Origin of the sequence: Actinokineospora auranticolor (assembly GCF_041897805.1) — a bacterium.
In the GTDB taxonomy this organism is placed as follows: domain Bacteria; phylum Actinomycetota; class Actinomycetes; order Mycobacteriales; family Pseudonocardiaceae; genus Actinokineospora; species Actinokineospora auranticolor.
Window position 1 is genome coordinate 1,890,136 of the sequence record NZ_CP154825.1, and the last position, 20,281, is coordinate 1,910,416.

The following is a 20,281-nucleotide window of genomic DNA, read 5'->3' on the forward strand; positions in this document are numbered from 1 at the left end:
GGCGGCCACCACCGACGCGAAAGACTTCCCCTGTCACGCCGAGCAGGGTGGACAGGGGAGCGAGACCGGGTGAACCACCGGGGAGGGTGGTGAACCCACACGGACCCCTGTCCGGTGTGGCACTCACCGGGAGGGGCCCGTCGAGGGGTCGGGCCCCACCCCCGGTCGAGTCCTCCTACTCAGGCCGCGTAGGTGGTTCGCCCGTGGTCGGCTCCTCCGGCTCCTCCGGTTCCGCTGAGTCCTCGTCGGGTAACGGCGCGTCCCGCACCGGACGCGGCGCCGAGGCCCGGAAGTGCGCGGAGCCGTAGGACTCGTTGACCTTGACGGCGATCCAGGGCGGTACCTCGTCGGGAGCCCTGCGGACCATGACGATCGCGAGGATCCCGACCGCGCCGCCGAGGATCAACGCCACGTACATGAGCGTGGAGAACCCGCTGCCGCCACCCGTCGACAACGTCGCCGCCGTGGCCATGTGGCTGCCCCAGACGACCGTGAAGACCACCGCCGCGGCCAGGGCCGCCGACGGCCGCTTGGCCGCGGTCGTCGCCGCGGCGATGGCGAGCGCCAGCACGCACAGCACCACGACCAGCGTCACCACACCCGGGTCGTCCGGCGAATTGCTCGCCAGCTGCACCTTCGTCGGGGTGAACGGCGACAGGTTCGCCTCGAGCTCCGCGCGCGCGGAGTTGAACCTGGTCGCGAACCCGGCGAGCACCGAGAGCAGTGCGACCCCGACCGCGCCCACGGCCAGCACCGCCATCCCCTGCCCGCTCGCCACCGCGAACGGCGTCCGGCCGCGCGCCACCACGACCACACCGACGACACCCAGCACGATCAGCGGCAGGAACATCGTCACCGCGTCCGCCTCTTGCGCTTCGAGACCACCGAACAGGTCGTTGTAGGACGGGTGCACCGCCTCCCACAGCACCTGGGCCACCCGACCCACCAACAGGTACGCCGCCGCCACGACCACGGCCGGGTGCCGGTGTGCGCGCACCAGCAGCCAGGTCACCACTACGGCCACCACCAGCCCCAGCACGGCGCCGAGCACGGTCAGCCACTGCAGTTCGATGTTGATGCCCACCACGAGCCAGTACACCGACCCGCTCCACGACAGCCCGAGCAGCGCCAGGGTCGCCACGAGCACGCCGGGCATCCCCGGTAGGCGCAACGCGGTCACCACCGCCAGCGCGCACACCGCCACCGCCACCGCGGTGCCCAGCCGCGGTTCCCACCGCAGCACGGGCAGCGCGGACGTGGTGAACGAGAGCAGCGCCGCGACGGCCACCGCCACCAGCGCGGGCCTCGACGTCGCCCCACCGGGGCGCAGCCACCCCGCCACCCGGTCCGCCACGGCCCGCGCCGCCGGTAAGAGCGCCCCGGCCAGCGCCACTACGGCCACCACGACCGGGAACACCGCCACGACCACGAGCGTCTCGTCCGAACCCCGACCGGACAGCAGCTCCACCTGCGGGACCAGCAACGGCGCGGCCGCGACCACACCGCTCATCACGTCCCGCCGCAGCACCGCCAACACCGCCAGCACCACAGCGATCAGCAGACCGACGACGACCGCCGCCACCCGGGGCCCGTTGTCCAGCGCCGCGCCCTTGAACACCCGCAGCGCCGAGTCCGGGTCGGTGATGGCGCTGAACGGCAGGACACCGCTGCCGACCACCCCGGCCGCGGCCACCGCCCCCAGGGTGGCGCCGAACCGGTACCGGTCCCGCGACGACTCGTCCGGTGCCCGCAGCGCCACCGCCAGACCGACCAGCGCGATGCCCAGCATGGTCAGCGTGATCGTCAGCTGGCTCACCTCGCCCACGACCAGCAGCATCAGCGCCAGGGTGGGCAGCAGCACCGCCAACCCCACCACCCCGGCGACCCGCCGGGCCACCGCGAGCGCCACCAGCGCGACCAGCACCGGCAGGTAGATCAGCACCACCACGACCCACACCGACGGCCCCCGCTGCCCGCGCTCCAGCGCGGAGACGACCAGCACCGGCCCCAGCAGCTGGGCGCCGACGTACACCGCGCCCGCGCCGATGCCCGCGCTCAACCGCGAGCCCACCGCCACCGCCATCCTCGGCGACCGCCACACCGCCGCGCCGACCGCGATCACCGCGATCAGCAGGACCAGCCGCTCACCGGGGCCGGACAACCTGTTGTAGAGCGTCACCGCGCCGACGCCCAGCACCCCCGCCGCCACGACCGCCAACCGCGCGGCGACCACGCTCGTGCCCCGCTCGCTGTCGTCCATTTTCCTCGCTCCCCCAACGGGAATCGGTCCTCGCCCGACCGCGGTTCGATCAAGCGCCCGGCGAAATTAGCACCGGGAACCGACCCCGTGCGCCGAGTTGTCCACAGGTCGCCCAAGTGCCGGTACCTGGACATCCGGGCGGCCGCGCGGACCGGGCGACTACCCTCGACAGGGTCGCGGTCACCGCGGCCGCCACCACCGACCCGCAACGCTGGAGTGCCGCACCCGTGTTCGACACCCTCTCCGACAGGCTCACCTCGGTCCTGCAGAACCTGCGGGGCAAGGGACGGCTCAGCGACACCGACATCGACGCCACCGCGCGCGAGATCCGCATCGCGCTGCTGGAGGCCGACGTCGCGCTGCCGGTCGTGCGCACGTTCATCGCCCGGGTCAAGGACCGCGCCAAGGGCGCCGAGGTGTCGGGCGCGCTGAACCCGGCCCAGCAGGTCGTCAAGATCGTCAACGAGGAGCTCGTGGCGATCCTCGGCGGTGAGACCCGGCGGCTCACCTTCGCCAAGACGCCGCCGACCGTCATCATGCTCGCCGGCCTCCAAGGCGCCGGTAAGACCACCCTGGCGGGCAAGCTCGCCCGGTGGCTCAAGGGCCAGGGGCACGCCCCCATGCTGGTCGCCTGCGACCTCCAGCGGCCCAACGCGGTCACCCAGCTCCAGGTCGTCGCCGAACGCGCGGGTGTGGCGGTCTTCGCCCCCGAGCCGGGCAACGGCGTCGGCGACCCGGTCGACGTGGCCCGCCGCTCCATCGACGCGGCCCGCCGCGACCAGCACGACATCGTCGTCGTCGACACCGCGGGCCGCCTCGGCGTCGACGAGGAGCTGATGCGCCAGGCCGCGGACATCAAGGCCGCCATCGGCGCCGACGAGGTCCTGTTCGTCGTGGACGCCATGATCGGTCAGGACGCGGTGTCCACCGCGGAGGCGTTCCGCGACGGCGTCGGCTTCACCGGCGTCGTGCTCACCAAGCTCGACGGCGACGCCCGCGGTGGTGCCGCGCTGTCGGTCCGCGAGGTCACCGGCGCGCCGATCCTGTTCGCCTCCAACGGTGAGAAGCTCGAGGACTTCGACGCGTTCCACCCGGACCGGATGGCCTCGCGCATCCTCGGCATGGGCGACGTGCTCACCCTCATCGAGCAGGCCGAGCAGCACTTCGACCAGGAGCAGGCGGAGAAGGCCGCGGCCAAGATCGGCACCGGCGAGCTGACCCTGGAGGACTTCCTGGAGCAGATGCTCGCGGTCCGCAAGATGGGCCCGATCGCCAACCTGCTCGGCATGCTGCCCGGCGCGGGCCAGATGAAGGACGCGCTGGCCCAGGTGGACGAGAAGCACATCGACCGGCTGCAGGCGATCATCCGCGGCATGACCCCGGCCGAGCGCGCCGACCCCAAGATGATCAACGCCTCGCGGCGGCTGCGCATCGCCAACGGCTCCGGCGTCCAGGTCCGCGAGGTCAACGACCTGGTCAACCGCTTCTTCGAGGCGAAGAAGATGATGCAGCAGATGGCGGGCCGGTTCGGCATGCCCGGCGGCCGCTCGGCCACCCGCAAGCAGGCCAAGGGCCGCAAGGGCAAGAAGGGCAAGGGCAAGGGCCCGACGCCGCCCAAGGTGCGCGGCGGGCTGCCCGGCGGCGGGTTCCCCGACCTGTCCGGCATGCCGCCGGGCCTCAACCAGATCCCGCCCGGCCTCGCGGGCCTCGACGGGCTGCCCCCCGGCTTCGACCCCTCCAAGCTCAAGTTCCCCAAGAAGCCATGACCGCGCTGCACGTGCGCGGCGTCGTGCTGCCCGGCGACGAGGAGCGCGACCTCTGGGTGGTCAACGGCCGGGTCCGCACCCGGCCGGTACCGGGCGCGGAGACCGTCGCGGACGGCGGCTACGTGCTGCCCGGCCTGGTCGACGCGCACTGCCACGTCGGCATCGGCCCGCAGGGACCGGTCGACCTCGACACCGCCGCCACGCAGGCCGAGACCGACCGCGACGCGGGCACCCTGCTCATCCGCGACTGCGGCTCACCGATCGACACCCGGCCATTGCAGGAGCGCCTGGACCTGCCGCGCATCGTCCGCGCGGGCAGGCACCTGGCCCGCCCGAAGCGGTACATCCCGCACCTCGGGGTGGACGTCGGCGACCCGGAGCAGCTGCCCGCCGCGGTCGCCGAGCAGGCCGCCTACGGCGACGGCTGGGTCAAGCTCGTCGGCGACTGGATCGACCGCGACCGCGGCGACCTCGCCCCGCTCTGGCCGGACGACGTGCTGGCCGAGGCCATCGCTGTCGCGCACGCCGCCGGGGCCAGGGTCACCGCGCACGTGTTCGGCGAGGACGCCCTGCCCGGCCTGGTCAACGCCGGGATCGACTGCATCGAGCACGGCACGGGGCTGACCGGCGACGTCATCGCCGAGATGGCCCGCCGCGGCACCGCGCTGGTCCCCACCCTGATCAACATCGAGAACTTCCCCGACATCGCCGCCAAGGCCACCAAGTACCCCGCCTACGCCCGGCACATGACCGACCTGCACGCCCGCGCGGGCGCCATGGTCGCCGCCGCGGTCGAGGCGGGCGTGCCGGTCTACGCGGGCACCGACGCCGGGGGCGGCATCGCGCACGGCCGCATCGTCGACGAGGTCGCCGCGCTGCACCGGGCCGGGATGTCCGCCGAGGACGCCATCGGCGCGGCCTCCTGGGCGGCCCGGGGGTGGCTGGGGTGGTCCGCGCTGGACGAGGGGTCCGCCGCCGACCTGGTCGTCTACGACGCGGACCCGCGCAAGGACCTCGAAGTGCTGCGCACGCCGAAAAGGATCATCCTGAGAGGCAGGGTGGTCGGCTGACCCGCCGCGGTGGGGCAGCCCCGACGACAGTGACCGGACAGAGCCCGCGAAAACCAACGGGGGAGGCGTGGATGCCACCGTCGCCCGGTGAACCGACCGCCGCACCGACGACCGAACCGGCCCCATCCGCGCCCGCGGTACCCGCGCGCGACCACAAGTGGGGTTTCGGCGCGTTCCTGCTCGTCTTCGCCATCTTCGTGCTGTCGGCCGTGATGATCAACGCCCTGCTCGGTCCGGTCGGCCCCGGCTCACCGGATTCCGTGGTGGTCATCATCATCGGCACGATCCTGCCGACCGCGCTGGCCACCCTGGCCACGCTGCTGGTCACCGTCGTGCGCGGCAACGGGCCCAAGATCGACCTGCGCTGGTCCTACAACCGCCACGACCTGCGCGCGGGACTCAAGTTCGGCCTCATCGGCCTGGTGTGCACGACCGTCGCCGCCGCAATCTGGGCGCGCGTAGTGGGCGAGGACAACGCCACCTCGTCACTGGGCACCCTCGTCGACGACCAGACCATGCCCGTAGTGGCCGCGGTGGTGCTTTTCCTCTACGTATGGCTGGTCGGGCCCCTCTTCGAGGAAATCATCTACCGGGGCCTGCTTTGGGGGGCCTTGGAAAGGCTCCAATGGGGCCGGTGGGCTGTTTTCGGCCTGTCCACCGCGATCTTCGCTGTGAGCCACCTAGAGCCGCTGCGCACCTCGCTGCTCCTCGTCGTCGGTATCCCCATCGGCCTCGCGCGCATGTTCACCGGCAGGCTCGGCGCGAGCATCGTGGCCCACCAGGTGAACAACTTCCTTCCCGCGCTCGCCGTCCTGCTCATCACCCTCGGGGTCATGCAGTGAGCGGGGTCGACCTCAACAGCGACCTGGGCGAGGGCTTCGGCGTCTGGCGCCTCGGCGACGACGAGGCCCTGCTCGACGTGGTCACCTCCGCCAACGTCGCCTGCGGCTTCCACGCCGGGGACGCGAGCACGATGCGCGCGGTCTGCGCCGCCGCGGCGGCCAGGGGAGTGGCGGTCGGCGCGCAGGTGTCCTATCGGGACCTCGCGGGCTTCGGGCGCCGCTTCATCGACGTGGAACCCGACCGGCTGGCCGACGAGGTGCTCTACCAGATCGGCGCGTTGGCGGCCTGCGCTCGCGCGGCGGGAACCAGGGTCTCTTACGTCAAACCGCACGGTGCGCTCTACAACGCCACCGTGCACCACGAAGCCCAAGCCGCCGCCGTGGTCAACGGTGTGCGCGCCTTCGGCGACCTACCGATCCTCGGTCTACCCGGCTCCCGTCTCTTGGCCGCGACGGCGGCAGCGGGTCTCACCGGCGTCGAAGAGGCCTTCGCCGACCGCGGCTACACCCCGCAAGGCACCCTCGTCCCGCGCGGTGAGCCTGAGGCGTTGCTCACCGACACCGACGCCGTAGTGGCCCGTGCGCTGCGCTTGGCCCAAGCGGGGGAGATCGTCGCGGTGGACGGGTCTGTGCTGGCCACGCCCGCCCGCTCACTGTGCCTGCACGGCGACACCCCCGGGGCCGTGCACCACGCGCGAGCCGTCCGCGCCGCCCTCGACGGCGCGGGAATCGCGGTCGTCCCCTTCGCGACCTGACCGCGAGTTACCACCCCCGGACCCCGTCTGGCACAATTACCTGCTGTCCGTCGTGGCCGGACCCTCTCACCGTGCCGTGACGCCAAGAACCTCCGGGTGTGGCGACCCGACCCCACACGGGTCAGCACCACTCGACACCAGCACTACCGAGAGCTTTGAGGAGCACCCCTACCCGTGGCCGTCAAGATCAAGCTGCAGCGCCTCGGAAAGATCCGCGCGCCGTACTACCGCATCATCGTCGCCGACGCGCGCACCCGCCGCGACGGCAAGGCGATCGAGACGATCGGCCGGTACAGCCCGAAGGAGGAGCCGAGCCTCATCGAGGTCGACTCCGAGCGGGCCCAGTACTGGCTGGGCGTCGGCGCCGAGCCGACCGACCCGGTGAAGCACCTGCTGGAGGTCACCGGCGACTGGCAGAAGTTCAAGGGCCTGCCGGGCACCGAGGGCACCCTGCGGGTCAAGGAGCCCAAGCCCAGCAAGCAGGAGCTGTTCGAGGCGGCGCTGAAGGCGGCGGGCGAGGAGCCCAGCACCGACGCGACCACCCCGAAGAAGAAGTCCCAGCCGAAGAAGGCCGAGTCTTCCGAGCCCGCCGAGACCGAGGCCGCGGCCGAGTGAGTGCGCTCGCGGACGCCCTGGAACACCTGGTGCGCGGCATCGTCGACAACCCCGACGACGTGCAGGTCGAGCTGGTCACCACGCGCCGTGGTCGCACGCTCGAGGTGCACGTCAACCCGGAGGACCTCGGCAAGGTGATCGGCCGGGGCGGCCGCACCGCGACCGCGCTGCGGACCGTCATGGCAGGCGTAGGCGGTCGCGGTATCCGGGTGGACGTGGTCGACACCGACCACTGAACGGCGCCGACCGCTCAGTGAACTCGGACAGACCCCTCTCCCGGTGACGACGGACGAAGTGACGGACATGGCAGCACTGGACCTGGTCCTGGTAGGCCGGGTGGCCAAGGCGCACGGCATCACCGGCGAACTCGCCGTCGACGTGCGCACGGACTCGCCCGAGGTGCGGTTCGCGATCGACGCGACGGTGACCGCCCGCCTGCGCGACGGGTCCGAGCAGCCGCTGACCGTCGCAGCCGCCCGGCAACACGCCGGGCGGCTGCTGCTCCGCTTCACCCAGGTCCCCGACCGCACGGTCGCCGAGGGCCTGCGCGGCGCGCTGCTGCTGGCGGACCCGGCGGCCCTGCCGCCCATCGACGACCCGGACGAGTTCTACGACCACGAGCTGGCGGGCCTGTCCGCCGTGCTGGTCGACGGGACCCGCGTGGGCACCGTCCGCGACATCACCCACGGCCCCGCCGGGGACACGCTGGTCATCGACCGCGTGGACGGCGACGAGCTGCTGGTGCCCTTCGTCCGCGCGATCGTGCCCGAGGTGGACGTGCGCGGCGGCCGGGTCGTCCTCGACCCGCCGGAAGGCCTGATCGAGTAGTGCGCATCGACGTCGTCACGATCTTCCCGGACTACCTCGAACCGCTGCGGACCGCGTTGCTCGGTCGCGCGATCGAGCGGGACCTGCTCAGCCTCTCCGTCCACGACCTGCGCAAGTGGACCTACGACGTGCACAAGGCCGTGGACGACAGCCCGTACGGCGGCGGTCCCGGCATGGTGATGAAGCCCCAGGTCTGGGGCGAGGCCCTGGACGAGGTCTGCGCCGGTGACCCGGCACCCCGGCTGGTCGTCCCCACCCCCGCGGGCAGGCCGTTCACCCAGGCCATGGCGCACGAGTTCGCCGCCGAGCCGCGGCTGGTGTTCGCCTGCGGCCGCTACGAGGGCATCGACCAGCGGGTCGTCGACGACGCCGCGACCCGGATGCGGGTGGACGAGGTCTCCATCGGCGACTACGTGCTCGTCGGCGGCGAGGTCGCGGTCATGGTGGTCGTCGAGGCGGTCGCCCGGCTGCTGCCCGGCGTGCTCGGCAACCCCGTCTCCGCCCAGCAGGACTCGTTCTCCGACGGCCTGCTCGAGGGCCCCAGCTACACCCGCCCGGAGGTGTGGCGCGACCGGCCGGTGCCGGACGTGCTGCGCTCGGGCAACCACGCGGCGATCGCCAGGTGGCGCCGCGACCGGTCGCTGGAACGCACCTTCGACCGCCGCCCCGACCTGCTGACCGCGCTGCCCGACGGCAGCCTCGACAAGCACGATCGGGCTAAGCTGGACACCCTTCGCGCGGGGGCCGATTTCGGGTCCGACGACCGCGCGTGACATACTTTCCGGGTTGACGCGCCAAGCGGCGCGCACCGCTGCCATCCCCGGTCGGCCTGTTCGATTGCCGGACGCCTCCGACCAGGACGAATTTGTTTCTCTTGCGAAGACGAGGACGGACTACCGATGAACACCCTGGATGCCCTGGACGCCCAGTCGCTGCGTTCCGACATCCCGGACTTCCGCCCGGGTGACACGCTGAAGGTCCACGTTCGCGTCATCGAGGGCTCGCGCTCCCGCGTCCAGGTCTTCCAGGGCGTGGTCATCCGCCGCCAGGGCGGTGGCATCCGCGAGACCTTCACCGTCCGCAAGGTCTCCTTCGGTGTCGGCGTGGAGCGCACCTTCCCGGTGCACACCCCGAACATCGCCGAGATCGAGGTCGCCCGCCGCGGCGACGTGCGCCGCGCGAAGCTCTACTACCTCCGCGAGCTGCGCGGCAAGGCCGCGAAGATCAAGGAGAAGCGCGAGCCGCAGACCGCTTCCTGACGCGGTCAGCACACCCGCTCACGTACTCTCAGGTGCGTGGTCGACCGTCCTCCTCGCAGTGTGCCGCCCGATGGCGCGGCCGAGCCGGAACGCTCCCGTAGGGAGGCGGTCGACCGTTCGCAAGATCCGGCGGAGAGCAGAGCCGCGGCGGAGCGGGTGAACGAGAACAGGTCGACGGAGCCGATCAACAAGCGCGACCAACGCGCGTTGAACGGTCACCAGATCAGCAAGCACCTGGTCAACGGCTCGCAGACCCGCCGGGGCGAGAACGCGCGGACCGAGCCGATCAAGCGCCCGCCGCGCGTGCCGGACCTCCCCGAGGTCGCTCCCGCGACGCCCGAGTTCTGGTTCGGGCCGCCGGACCCGGCGGTGCCCGCGGAGTCTGCGGACTGGTTCCCCGAGTCGCCGACGCGTGCCATCGACCCGCCGCCGCGCCCCGCTGCGGGCAAGTCACCCGGTGGTGTGGCCAAGGTCACGCCGCCGCGTCAGCCCGGTCCGGTGCCGACGGACGACACCGATCCGACCCTGCCCCCGCTGCCGCCCGAGCGGCCCGCTCCGGCGCGTGGGGAGCAGTCGTCGCGCCCGGGTTTTCCGATCGTCGGGCCGCAACCGCGCCCGGTGCAGCCACCGTCTCGGCAGGATCAACCGCCGGTCGGTCGGGCATCTCGTCCCAACATGCCACCGGTTAGGCCCACCGCGCCTCCGGTTGGCCAGTCTTCGCGCCCGGGCATGCCTCCCGTCGGTCAGGCGTCGCGGCCCAACCTGCCTCCGGTGGAGCAGCCGTCGCGTCCCGGGATGCCGCCGGTCGGTCAACCGCAGCGGCCGGACCCGAATCCGCCGTCGCGTCCGGACATGCGTGCGGTGACCCCGCCGTCGCAGCAGAACGTGCGCCCGGTGGCGCCGCAGAACCCCCCATCGGCGGACCAACCGTCCAAGTCGGACACGGCTGCGGCCGTGGACAGCCCGTCCCGCCGGGACTTGCCCGCGGTGCGGCGCACGACGCCGGGCAGCGTGTCCCGTCGCGACATGATCCCGGTGCCGGAGCTGTACGAACCGCCCGACATCGAGGCCCCCGAGGACGACGACGAGCCGCCGACGGCGCTGTCGACCACTTCTTCGGCAGAAGGCCGCGAATCCGACGCGGACCTCACCGCGCTCATCCCGCGCGTGCGCGCTCGTACCCGTGAGCGCTACCCGGGGTCGGGTGCCGATGGTGGGCGCGACAAGGAATCCGAGGACAGGCGCAAGCGCGGCGGCAGGCACCGCCGTCCGCCCCGTCGGCAGCCGTTGTGGCGCGAGATCCTGACCCTGGTCGCGATCGCGCTGGTGCTGACGTTCCTCATCCAGCACTTCGTCGGCCGCGTCTACTCCATCCCCTCCGGGTCGATGGAGCAGACGCTGCACGGCTGCCCCGGCTGCGAGGGCGACCGCGTGTTCGTGGACAAGGTGGTCTACCGCTTCCGCGACCCCACGCCCGGTGACGTCGTGGTGTTCGAGGGCCCGAACACCTGGACCGAGCACGACGTGAAGTCGCCGCCCGCCAACTTCCTCGTCAACTCGCTGCGCTACGCGGGCTCGTTCATCGGCATCGCGCCGCCGGACGAGCGCGACTTCGTCAAGCGCGTCATCGCCGTCGGCGGGCAGACCGTCGAGTGCTGCGACGACCAGAACCGGGTGCTGGTCGACGGGAAACCGCTCGACGAGCCGTATGTGTACTGGGAGAACGGCGTGCCGAACTCGCAGATGAAGTTCGACCCCGTTACCGTGCCCGAGGGCACGCTGTGGGTGATGGGCGACAACCGCAACAACTCCAGCGATTCCCGGATCCAGGGCGGCGGCGGTGTGCGCGGTGTCGTCCCGCTCGGCAAGGTGATCGGCAAGGCCCGCTACATCGTGCTGCCGCCGTCGCGGTGGCGCGGAATCGGCGACCACAACCCCCAGGCGGGTCCGGACCTCTCGGCGGCCGGTTGGCAGGAGGGCGTCCCCATCGGGGTCGGCTTCGCGGGCGCCTGGCCGGTGCTGTGGATCGGTCGCAGGCTCAAGAACGTCCTCGTACCCAGGAAGGCTGACTAGCTTTGTCGGACGCAGACGGTGTCGTGCCAGGGGATCGACGCGGCGCCGAGGATCTCGACGTCGTCGAAACGGACTCCACGCGGGAAACCCCGCAATCGCCGGAAGTGGGGCACACCGAGCCAGCGTCGGACCCGACGCCCGAGGAGCTGGGAAAGCCCGATGAGCCCGAGAAGCAGTCCAAGAAGCGGGGCTTCTTCGCCGAGTTGGGCATCCTGCTCGGCGTCGCGCTCGCGCTGACCATCGTCATCCAGCTCTTTATCGCGCGGGTCTTCCTGATCCCGTCGGAGTCGATGGAGGCGACCCTGCACGGCTGCGACGGCTGCTACGGCGACCGCGTGCTGGTGGACAAGGTCGTCTACTACTTCCGCGACCCCGAGCCGGGCGACGTGGTGGTGTTCAAGCGGCCCGACACCTGGAACTCCGACGGGCCCGCCAACCGCTCCGACAACGCGCTGTTCGCCTGGGCGCAGGACTTCGCCTCGCAGTTCGGCCTCGCCGAGCCGAGCAACGAGGACCTGGTGAAGCGGGTGATCGCGGTCGGCGGTCAGACCGTGCAGTGCTGCGACGACCAGCAGCGGGTGCTGGTCGACGGCAAGCCGCTGGACGAGCCGTACATCCACCACCTCACCGAGAACGACGAGCAGCGCCCGTTCGCGCCGGTCACCGTGGCGCCGGGGATGCTGTGGGTGATGGGCGACAACCGCAACGCCTCGGGCGACTCGCGCATCCAGGGCGGCGGCGGGGTCAACGGGTTCGTGCCCGTGGACAACGTCATCGGCAAGGTCCGCACGATCATCCTGCCGCCGTCGCGGTGGCAGGGGGTGGGCGACCACAACCCGCAGGCCCAGTCGCTGTCGGCGCCCGCGTGGCAGGTGGGCATCCCGGCCGGGGCGGGTCTGGCGGCGGCGTTCCCCACGGTGTGGCTGGGCAGGCGGCTGCGGCGCAAGCTCGCCGGTCGGGGTCGATAGGCTGGTCGGGTGTCGGAAGGAGCGAACCCGGCGGACGACGACGAGTCCGAGGTCCCGGAGGCCAAGCGGCGGCGACTGCCGTTCTGGGTCGAGTTGCCGATCCTGCTGGGCGTCGCGCTGGTGCTGACCATCGTCATCCAGTCGTTCGTGGCGCGGGTCTTCGTGATCCCGTCCGAGTCGATGGAGGCGACCCTGCACGGCTGCGAGGGTTGCTACGGCGACCGGATCCTGGTGGACAAGGTCGTCTACGTGTTCGGCGACGTCGAACCCGGCGAGGTGGTCGTCTTCGGTCGGCCGGACACGTGGAACCGCTCGGAGTTCGTGGCGCCGCGCTCGGACAACGGGTTCGTCCGCTGGTTGCAGGACGTGGGCGCCAAGTTCGGGTTCGCCGCGCCGGACGAGGACGACGTGGTGAAGCGGGTGATCGCGGTCGGCGGTCAGACCGTGCGGTGCTGCGACGACCAGAACCGGGTCTTGGTCGATGACAAGCCGTTGGACGAGCCGTACGTGCACTACGACCCGTACGGCGACCGTCGGCAAGAGGACTTCGAACCGGTGTCGGTGCCGCAGGGCATGCTGTTCGTCATGGGGGACAACCGCAACCACTCCGCCGACTCGCGGGTGCAGGGTGGTGGCGGCCCCAACGGCCTGGTGCCGGTGGACAATGTGATCGGCAAGGCGCGCACGATCATCCTGCCGCCGTCGCGGTGGCAGGGGGTGGGCGACCACAACCCGCAGGCGCTGTCGGCACCCGCGTGGCAGACCGGCGTTCCGGCCGGGGTGGGCTTGGCGGCGGCTTGGCCGACGTTGTGGCTCGGCAGGCGGCTGCGCGATGCCGTTCGCGGTGGCGGGAGGGGGAAGCGGTGACGGAGATGTTGACGGCGGAGGCGTTACGGCCCCCGCGGGCTGTCCTGCGTCGTGACACCGGCACGTGGAGCCTCCAGACCGCGCTGCACCGCCGCGGGCTGGGGCCGGTGGCGGGGGTGGACGAGGCCGGTCGGGGGGCGTGCGCGGGTCCGCTGGTGATCGCGTCCTGCGTGCTGCGGCCCGGGGACGCGGCCCGGTTCGACGGCTTGACCGACTCGAAGCTGATGACGGCCGCCGCGCGCGACCGGATGTACGACCTGGTGCTCAAGCGCGCGGTCGACCACGCCGTGGTCGTGGTGCCCGCGGCCGAGGTCGACCTGATGGGCGTGCACGTCGCCAACATCGAGGGCATGCGCCGCGCGGTGGCCCGGCTGGCCACCCACCCCGGCTACGTCCTGGTCGACGGTTTCCGGGTACCGGGCCTGACCGCGCCGAGCATGCCGGTCCTCAAGGGCGACCAAGCCGCGGCCTGCGTGGCCGCCGCCTCGGTCCTGGCCAAGGTCACCCGAGACCGGATCATGGGACGCTTGCACGGGGACCTGCCCGCGTACGGGTTCGACGTGCACAAGGGCTACTGCACGGGCGTGCACACCCGTGCGCTGCGCGAGCACGGCCCCAGCCACGAGCACCGCTGGTCCTACGCCAACGTCGCGGCGGCCGGGCTGGCGAAGGGGTTGCGCGCGCCACACCGGGTGGCGCTGAGTGTGGCCGCGGCGGCTGTGGTTCAGAATGGTGGATCCCCGCACTAGCGGTGGGACAGGGTCACGACCAGGAGGGGCGCGCGGGAAGATGAGCGCGGAGGATCTCGAGAAGTACGAGACCGAGATGGAGCTGCAGCTCTACCGGGAGTACCGCGACATCGTGGGCCAGTTCGCCTACGTGGTCGAGACCGAGCGGCGGTTCTACCTGGCCAACGGCGTGGACGTCCAGGTCCGCGACGCCGACGGCGAGGTGTACTTCGAAGTCCGCATGTCCGATGCCTGGGTCTGGGACATGTACCGGCCTGCGAGGTTCGTGAAGAACGTCAGGGTCATAACGTTCAAGGACGTCAACGTCGAGGAACTGGACAAACCCGACCTCCGCCTCCCGGAAGACGGCCCCTTCGGCAGCTGACCGCGAAGCGGCCCCCGCCCTCCCAGCGGGGGCCGCTTCGCGTATCGGCTCCCGATCTCCGCCTCCGGGCCGTTGGCGTCTCCGCCACTCTTCGGAGCCAGGTGCGGACTTTCCGTCGTGTGGCCGAGGTGGCCAACGGCACGTGGGCGCTGACTACCAGGTGGCCCGGTGCGCCAGGGCTTCTGGCCGCGAACTTCACGCCGGCCAACTGCCCGGCGAGTCCACGAGCAACGTGGCTGCGGCTTCCGCTGGCTGATGTCTCCAGCACGCCGTCTGCGACCGTGCCCGCCAAGCACCTCCCACGGTCGGCCCCTGCCGCAAGCCGTCGCCGTCCGGTGCTCTCCCGCAGCCCGTGCCGCCCGGCGCGCGGCACACGATCGCGTGACCGAGTTATCCACATACCCCGGATTCATCCACCGAAATCCGGCACCCCCGCCACCCGCTCGCGCCGGGCGGCACTGTCGACATCGGACACGGCACCCCGCCGTGCCGAGACCCGACAGGAGGGGCCATGGCGAAACACCTGCGCTTGGGCGCGCTCGGTGAGGACATCGCCGCGCGGCACCTGGAGAGCACCGGCCACGTCATCCTCGCCCGCAACTGGCGCTGCGAACTGGGCGAGCTGGACATCATCTGCGACCACCACGGCGAACTCGTCGTCTGCGAGGTCAAGACCCGCTCCGGCACCCAACTGGGCCCACCCGCGGCCGCGGTGACCGACGCCAAGGCCAACCGCATCCGCGCCCTGGCGACCCGCTGGCGCCAGGACAACGGCATCGCCCCCTGCCGCACCAGGTTCGACATCATCGCCGTCTTGGTCCCCCGCGCCGCCCCCGCCACCCTCCGGCACCACCGCGGGGTGCTCTGAGATGGTGCTCGCCCGGATCTGGTCGGTGGCGCTGTTCGGGGTCGACGGAATCCCCGTCGAGATCGAAGCCGACATCGGCGGTGGCCGCCCGCGCACGCAGATAGTCGGTCTGCCGGACGCCGCCCTCAACGAGGCCAAGGACCGCGTGCGCGCGGCGGTGCGCAACAGCGGGCTGGCGTGGCCGGACCAACTGGTCACCTTCGCCCTCTCGCCTGCCGCACTGCCCAAGGGCGGGGCAGGCTACGACCTGGCGCTCGCGGTCGCCATGCTCGTCGCCGACCAGAAACTCCCACCCGACCCCTTCCACGACACGGTCCTCGTCGGCGAACTCGCCCTCGACGGCAGGCTGAGGATGGTGCGGGGCGTGCTGCCCTGCCTGCTCGCCGCCCGCCGCGCGGGCCTCCGCCGGGCCGTGGTCCCGGAGTCCGCGTTGGCCGAGGCCTCGCTGGTCCACGGCCTCGAAGTGCTCGGTGCCGCGAACCTGGGGCAAGTGCTGGCCTGGGCGAAGGGCGACGTTGAGGCGTTGTGCCCACCCGGTCAGGGCGACACCTATCCGACCACCGCTCCGCCTGACCTGGTTGACGTGGTGGGGCAGCCCGAGGCGCGATGGGCGTTGGAGGTCGCCGCCGCGGGCGGGCACAACCTGCTGCTGGCGGGTCCGCCAGGCACCGGGAAGACGATGCTGGCCAAGCGGCTGCCGGGGTTGTTGCCGCTGCTGTCGCGGGAGCAGGCGCTGGAGGTCACCGCGATCCACTCGGTCTCCGGTGACCTGTCGCCGGACGCTCCGCTCGTGGCCGTCCCGCCGTTCATCGCCCCGCACCACACGACTTCGGTTGCCGCGTTGGTCGGAGGTGGGGTGGGTATCGCCAAACCGGGCGCGATCAGCAAGGCCCACTTCGGCGTCCTGCTCCTCGATGAGGCGGCCGAGTTCGCGTCCGACCGGCTGGAGGCCCTGCGCACCGCGTTGGAAGAGGGCGAGATCCGCCTGGCCCGCCGGGATGGGGTGGTCACGTACCCCGCCCGCTTCCAACTCGTCCTCGCCACCAACACCTGCCCGTGCGCACCACCCCGCGAAACCGACTGCGTGTGCACGCCGATCACCCGCCGCCGGTACCTGTCCCGCCTCTCCGGCCCGCTGCTGGACCGCGTCGACCTCCGCGTCCGCATGCGCCCCATCACGGCCATGTCCCGTGCCCTCGACGTCGCGCCGGAGGACACGGCAACCGTCCGGGCCAGGGTGCGGCAGGCCCGAGACCGAGCCGTCCACCGGTGGGCCGCCCGCGGCTGGCGCACCAACGCCGAAGTCCCCGGCCCATCGCTGCGCCGCGACTTCGCGCTCCCGCGGGAAACCACCGCCATCCTCGACCGCGCCCTGACCACCGGCACCCTCACCGCCCGCGGCACCGACAGGTGCGTCCGCATCGCCTGGACCCTCGCCGACCTGGCGGGCCAACCCCAACCAACCTCGGACCACGTCGCCACGGCCCTCGAATTCCGCGAACGCCGCGCCGCTTGACCCGAACACCCACACCACCGAACCTCGAAGGTCCACATGAAACAGATCAACACCCCCCGAACCACCCCCGCGCGGACATCTGCCACGCAGCCCGGCCAGCTCCCACGCGACCTCCCGGCGCATCGAGCGGCCACCCGCGCCAGTGATCGCGGGCGCACGCCCCGACCAATCCGGAACGCGGCACAACCCCGCCACCGCAGCGGCCTCGCATCCACCAGTGGGGTGCCTCGAAGTCTCCGGACAGCGGCTAAACAACGGTCGGTATCGCTGACTTTCGAGCGTGGTATGCGTGGTGCACTTCTCGTGGCGTGCGGTATCCGAGTGCGGAGTGTCTCCGTCGCGAATTGTAGCGGAGTTCGATATAGCGGGCAATGTCTCGGCGGGCGTGTTCGCGGGTCGGGTATCGGGTGCGGTGAACGAGTTCGTTCTTGAGAGTGGCGAAGAACGATTCCGCCGGTGCGTTGTCGTAGCAGATACCGGTGCGGCCCACGGACTGTCGGATGTGTAGGGACGCGAGAGTGGCGGCGAAGGTGGCGGAGGTGTAGTTGCTGCCGCGATCGGAGTGGAATATCGCGTTGTCGGTGAGATGGCCGTTCCGAACGGCGCGATGGATGGCCGTCTCGATCAACGGTGTCTTGTAGTTGTCGTCCATCGCCCACCCGGTGACCGCCTTGGTGTGACAGTCGATCACGGTCGCGAGGTAGAGCCATCCCTCATCCGTCGGAATATAGGTGATGTCACCCACCGCTTTTCGACCGGGTTCGGCGGCGGTGAAATCGCGGCGGACGAGGTCGGGGACGTCATGGACCTGGCCGTCGCCGGCGGTGAGGACGAACCGCCACGGCCGGGGCTGACACGGACGCAGCCCCAGCTCACGCATGACCTGACGCACCAACTCCGGCCCGCACTCCACGCCCTGGGCGACGAGATCGGCGTGGATCCGCCGATACCCGTACGTGCCGTCGGACGCCTCGAAAAACCCGACAACCAACCGTGACAGCTCACCCCGCCGCGCCGCGGTGCCCGACATCGGGCGAGTCCTCCATTCGTAGAACCCCGATCGGGAGACATCGAGAATCCGGCACATCCGTGTCACCGGCAACGATGTCGAGACGTCCACGTCCTTATCTGCGGCAGCGTGCTGTGCGTCGATGAACTCGAACCGGTCGCTCACCGATGATCCTTGGCAAAGTACGCGGCAGCTTTTTTCAGGAACTCGTTCTCCAACCGCAGATCACGCGCTTCCCGCTCCAACTCACGCAGCCTCGCCCGCTCCGACACATCCAACGGCGACTCGTCGCCGCCCTGCGCCGCCCGATAATCCTTGACCCACTTCCCTAGACTCACCTCACCGACACCAAGTTCCTTCGCCACCTGAGCGATCGGACGCCCGGTCTCGATCACCAACTTCGCCGCTTCCTCCCGATACTCCCGAGAGAAACTCCTCCTTGATCCCGCCAAAACCGTCTCCTTCCAGAGAACCCAATTCTACTTGGTCCACTGTCCGGAAACTTCGAAGCACCTCACAGGCATGGGCGACTTCGGAGCCTGTTGTGGCGTGGTGATCTCGGGCTAGTGGGGTTGCGTCGGCGAAGGGCCGGTCATGGTGGTTCGTCTGAACTTGGTCGGCAGGGAGGTACCGCGTGCGGAAGGAGTAGCGGATGCGGGGCTGTGCTCACGGCACCGCCCGATCACCGCAGCAGCCCTCCACGCAGTGCGCGTGGGCGACCGTGGCGCCTGCCGTGGTGCGGTGGTGTCGAGCTAGTGGGGTGGAGTGGGCGAGGGCATGGCCGGGCCGGAGGTGTGGCGTGTGGCAGGGGAGGGGGCCGCGGGTTTGCACGCACGTCACCGCCCAACCTTCGCGGCGACGGCAAGCCGGGCCATGTCCCCGGCTATTCGGGCCTCGTCACTGCTTCTGCCGGTGAGTCCCACGGCGTGACCAAGGCTCGCCCCAGCACGACGACGAGGTTGCCAAGCGCGCAGTCCGCGACCTCGGTATGGACACCCAGTTCGTCGGCGTGCTCACGATCGGCATGGCCAAGTCCGTTCACAACACCTACCTCAACCCCGATCAGCGCGGCCGCCGTCTCGCCCGCGCTGATCGCGGGCGTGGTTCATCTTCGCGGCCATCAACCCGACGGTGGGTGCCACTGGCCTAACACGGGTGCCGACGACCGTGCGGAAGTCGTATGCGTTGCGCAGGCTGGAGATGGTCGTCGCGCAGCCGGGCCGGGTTCGCTTGGCGGCTCAGCCACGACCGTTCCCACCTCGGATAGGCGGCAACCGACTGTCGCGCTCGCCTGCCGAGACGTTCGCAGTTGTCGACGAGGTGCGCGGTGAGTGCTGACGAGATCCAGCTCGCGCGGGCGTTTTTGATGCGGGTCGCCGAGGCGCCCGGGGTGGCGTTGGGGGCGCTTGTCGAGCGGGTGGGGCCGGTCGCGGCGGCGGCGCGGGTTCGGGGTGGGGATGTGCCCAGTGGGGTTCGGGACGAGACCTCGGCGCGGGAAGGGGTGGAGTTGGCGGAGGCCGATCTCGCCAGGGCGGCGGAGGTGGGGGCTCGGTTGGTGGTCCCCGAAGATCCCGAGTGGCCGTCATGGCCGTTGTTGTGCTTGGCCAATGCCCGCAACCGGGGGCTGCGGTGGGCCGGGCCGCCGTTGGGTTTGTGGGTGCGTGGGGCGGTGTCGCTCGACGAGGTGCTGCAGCGGTCCGTCGCGATCGTCGGTGCGCGGGCGGCGACCCCGTACGGGGAGACAGTGGCGGCGGAGTTCGCGTACGACCTCGTCCAGGCCGGGGCCGCGATCGTGTCGGGCGCGGCCTTCGGCATCGACAGCGCGGCGCACCGGGGTGCGTTGGCGGCGGGCGGTACGACGATCGCCGTCTTGGCCTGCGGTGTCGACATCAGCTACCCGACCGCGCACACGACCTTGCTCCAGCGGATCGCGGAGACAGGCGCGGTCGTGAGCGAATACCCGCCGGGCACGTCTCCAGCGAGGTTCCGCTTCCTGGTCCGCAACCGCCTCATCGCGGCGTTGGCCCAGGGCACGGTGGTCGTGGAGGCGGGGGCGCGCAGCGGCGCGCGGAACACCGCCTCATCAGCCGCCGCGCTGGGGAAGCCGCTGTTGGCCGTACCGGGGCCGGTCAACTCCACCATGTCCCAGGGCTGCCACGACCTCCTGCGCAGCGGAACGGCCCAGGTGGCCACCTCCTCGGCCACCGTCCTTGAGGCGATCGGCGCCATCGGCGAACTGGCGTCACCGGAGAACGCACCCGAACGCCCCTCCGACCGACTGGGCGACGCGGCCGTCCGGGTGCTCGACGCCCTGAGCCCACGCGAACCCCGACTGGTCGACGCGATCTCCCGCGACTCCGGCGTCCCGCTCGACCGCGTCCGCGCACTGCTGCCCGAACTGGAACTGATGGGCCTGACGCGGAGCGGTGAGGAGGGCTGGCTGGGTCCAAAACGCTGACCGGGCGGCTGCCC

19 protein-coding genes are annotated in these 20,281 nt (G+C 71.3%); 17 read left to right on the top strand and 2 right to left on the bottom strand.

Annotated elements, in window-relative coordinates; genetic code table 11:
- Positions 1 to 175 precede the first annotated feature (175 nt).
- Entirely contained in the window at positions 176 to 2,260 is a 2,085-nt protein-coding gene (locus V5P93_RS08965) for a hypothetical protein (RefSeq protein WP_104482053.1), read from the bottom strand.
- A 227-nt stretch (positions 2,261 to 2,487) separates the two neighbouring features.
- Between V5P93_RS08965 and ffh the strand changes: the two genes are divergently transcribed.
- The 16 genes from ffh to V5P93_RS09045 all read left to right on the top strand — a co-directional run bounded on the left by ffh (position 2,488) and on the right by V5P93_RS09045 (position 16,800).
- A complete protein-coding gene (ffh, locus tag V5P93_RS08970) occupies positions 2,488 to 4,026 on the top strand; it encodes a signal recognition particle protein (RefSeq protein WP_104482075.1) in 1,539 nt (512 codons plus the stop codon).
- Positions 4,023 to 5,096 (top strand): amidohydrolase family protein, encoded by a 1,074-nt coding sequence (locus tag V5P93_RS08975; RefSeq protein WP_181043781.1) that lies wholly within the window; start codon positions 4,023 to 4,025, stop codon positions 5,094 to 5,096. The genes ffh and V5P93_RS08975 overlap by 4 nt, the downstream gene beginning before the upstream one ends.
- 71 nt (positions 5,097 to 5,167) lie before the next feature.
- Positions 5,168 to 5,938: a CPBP family intramembrane glutamic endopeptidase gene (locus V5P93_RS08980; protein WP_104482054.1), complete on the top strand. Its 771-nt coding sequence runs from the start codon at positions 5,168 to 5,170 to the stop codon at positions 5,936 to 5,938.
- On the top strand, positions 5,935 to 6,693 hold the full coding sequence (locus V5P93_RS08985) for a LamB/YcsF family protein (RefSeq protein ID WP_104482055.1): 759 nt from the start codon (positions 5,935 to 5,937) through the stop codon (positions 6,691 to 6,693). Before V5P93_RS08980 ends, V5P93_RS08985 begins: the two co-directional genes overlap by 4 nt.
- 174 nt (positions 6,694 to 6,867) lie before the next feature.
- Positions 6,868 to 7,308, top strand: a complete 441-nt coding sequence (gene rpsP / locus V5P93_RS08990; protein WP_104482056.1) for a 30S ribosomal protein S16 — start codon at positions 6,868 to 6,870, stop codon at positions 7,306 to 7,308.
- On the top strand, positions 7,305 to 7,544 hold the full coding sequence (locus tag V5P93_RS08995) for an RNA-binding protein (RefSeq protein ID WP_092776549.1): 240 nt from the start codon (positions 7,305 to 7,307) through the stop codon (positions 7,542 to 7,544). Before rpsP ends, V5P93_RS08995 begins: the two co-directional genes overlap by 4 nt.
- A gap of 67 nt (positions 7,545 to 7,611) precedes the next feature.
- Entirely contained in the window at positions 7,612 to 8,136 is a 525-nt protein-coding gene (gene rimM, locus V5P93_RS09000; RefSeq protein ID WP_374065753.1) for a ribosome maturation factor RimM, read from the top strand.
- Positions 8,136 to 8,909 (top strand): tRNA (guanosine(37)-N1)-methyltransferase TrmD, encoded by a 774-nt coding sequence (trmD, locus tag V5P93_RS09005; RefSeq protein WP_104482057.1) that lies wholly within the window; start codon positions 8,136 to 8,138, stop codon positions 8,907 to 8,909. The genes rimM and trmD overlap by 1 nt, the downstream gene beginning before the upstream one ends.
- Positions 8,910 to 9,035: 126 nt before the next feature.
- Positions 9,036 to 9,395, top strand: a complete 360-nt coding sequence (rplS, locus tag V5P93_RS09010) for a 50S ribosomal protein L19 (RefSeq protein ID WP_104482058.1) — start codon at positions 9,036 to 9,038, stop codon at positions 9,393 to 9,395.
- A 1,035-nt stretch (positions 9,396 to 10,430) separates the two neighbouring features.
- Entirely contained in the window at positions 10,431 to 11,468 is a 1,038-nt protein-coding gene (gene lepB, locus V5P93_RS09015) for a signal peptidase I (protein WP_374066469.1), read from the top strand.
- Positions 11,469 to 11,491: 23 nt separating this feature from the next.
- On the top strand, positions 11,492 to 12,436 hold the full coding sequence (lepB, locus tag V5P93_RS09020; protein WP_374065756.1) for a signal peptidase I: 945 nt from the start codon (positions 11,492 to 11,494) through the stop codon (positions 12,434 to 12,436).
- Between the two features lie 9 nt (positions 12,437 to 12,445).
- Entirely contained in the window at positions 12,446 to 13,303 is an 858-nt protein-coding gene (gene lepB, locus V5P93_RS09025) for a signal peptidase I (RefSeq protein ID WP_104482060.1), read from the top strand.
- Positions 13,304 to 13,308: 5 nt separating this feature from the next.
- The gene (locus V5P93_RS09030) at positions 13,309 to 14,052 is read left to right on the top strand and encodes a ribonuclease HII (RefSeq protein ID WP_104482079.1); all 744 of its coding nucleotides are present in this window, start codon (positions 13,309 to 13,311) and stop codon (positions 14,050 to 14,052) included.
- Positions 14,053 to 14,092: 40 nt separating this feature from the next.
- The gene (locus V5P93_RS09035) at positions 14,093 to 14,416 is read left to right on the top strand and encodes a DUF2469 domain-containing protein (protein ID WP_104482061.1); all 324 of its coding nucleotides are present in this window, start codon (positions 14,093 to 14,095) and stop codon (positions 14,414 to 14,416) included.
- A 511-nt stretch (positions 14,417 to 14,927) separates the two neighbouring features.
- The gene (locus V5P93_RS09040) at positions 14,928 to 15,284 is read left to right on the top strand and encodes a YraN family protein (RefSeq protein WP_104482062.1); all 357 of its coding nucleotides are present in this window, start codon (positions 14,928 to 14,930) and stop codon (positions 15,282 to 15,284) included.
- A 1-nt stretch (position 15,285) separates the two neighbouring features.
- A complete protein-coding gene (locus tag V5P93_RS09045; RefSeq protein WP_104482063.1) occupies positions 15,286 to 16,800 on the top strand; it encodes a YifB family Mg chelatase-like AAA ATPase in 1,515 nt (504 codons plus the stop codon).
- 247 nt (positions 16,801 to 17,047) lie between these two features.
- On the opposite strand, the gene V5P93_RS09050 is transcribed toward V5P93_RS09045, so the two are convergent.
- Positions 17,048 to 18,261 (bottom strand): IS3 family transposase gene (locus V5P93_RS09050; RefSeq protein WP_104483686.1). Its coding sequence is split into 2 segments (ribosomal slippage): positions 17,048 to 18,009 and positions 18,009 to 18,261, totalling 1,215 coding nucleotides; the frame shifts between segments, so codons are not numbered across the junction.
- Positions 18,262 to 19,136: 875 nt separating this feature from the next.
- Between V5P93_RS09050 and dprA the strand changes: the two genes are divergently transcribed.
- Positions 19,137 to 20,267, top strand: coding sequence for a DNA-processing protein DprA (gene dprA, locus V5P93_RS09055; RefSeq protein ID WP_104482369.1), 1,131 nt, complete (start codon positions 19,137 to 19,139; stop codon positions 20,265 to 20,267).
- Positions 20,268 to 20,281 lie beyond the last annotated feature (14 nt).

Coding starts and splice junctions, on each gene's coding strand:
- V5P93_RS08965 (WP_104482053.1), bottom strand. CDS start 2,260: ATGGACGACAGCGAGCGGGGCACGAGCGTGGTCGCCGCGCGGTTGGCG.
- V5P93_RS08975 (WP_181043781.1), top strand. CDS start 4,023: ATGACCGCGCTGCACGTGCGCGGCGTCGTGCTGCCCGGCGACGAGGAG.
- V5P93_RS08980 (WP_104482054.1), top strand. CDS start 5,168: ATGCCACCGTCGCCCGGTGAACCGACCGCCGCACCGACGACCGAACCG.
- rimM (WP_374065753.1), top strand. CDS start 7,612: ATGGCAGCACTGGACCTGGTCCTGGTAGGCCGGGTGGCCAAGGCGCAC.
- rplS (WP_104482058.1), top strand. CDS start 9,036: ATGAACACCCTGGATGCCCTGGACGCCCAGTCGCTGCGTTCCGACATC.
- V5P93_RS09030 (WP_104482079.1), top strand. CDS start 13,309: ATGTTGACGGCGGAGGCGTTACGGCCCCCGCGGGCTGTCCTGCGTCGT.
- V5P93_RS09035 (WP_104482061.1), top strand. CDS start 14,093: ATGAGCGCGGAGGATCTCGAGAAGTACGAGACCGAGATGGAGCTGCAG.
- V5P93_RS09040 (WP_104482062.1), top strand. CDS start 14,928: ATGGCGAAACACCTGCGCTTGGGCGCGCTCGGTGAGGACATCGCCGCG.
- V5P93_RS09045 (WP_104482063.1), top strand. CDS start 15,286: ATGGTGCTCGCCCGGATCTGGTCGGTGGCGCTGTTCGGGGTCGACGGA.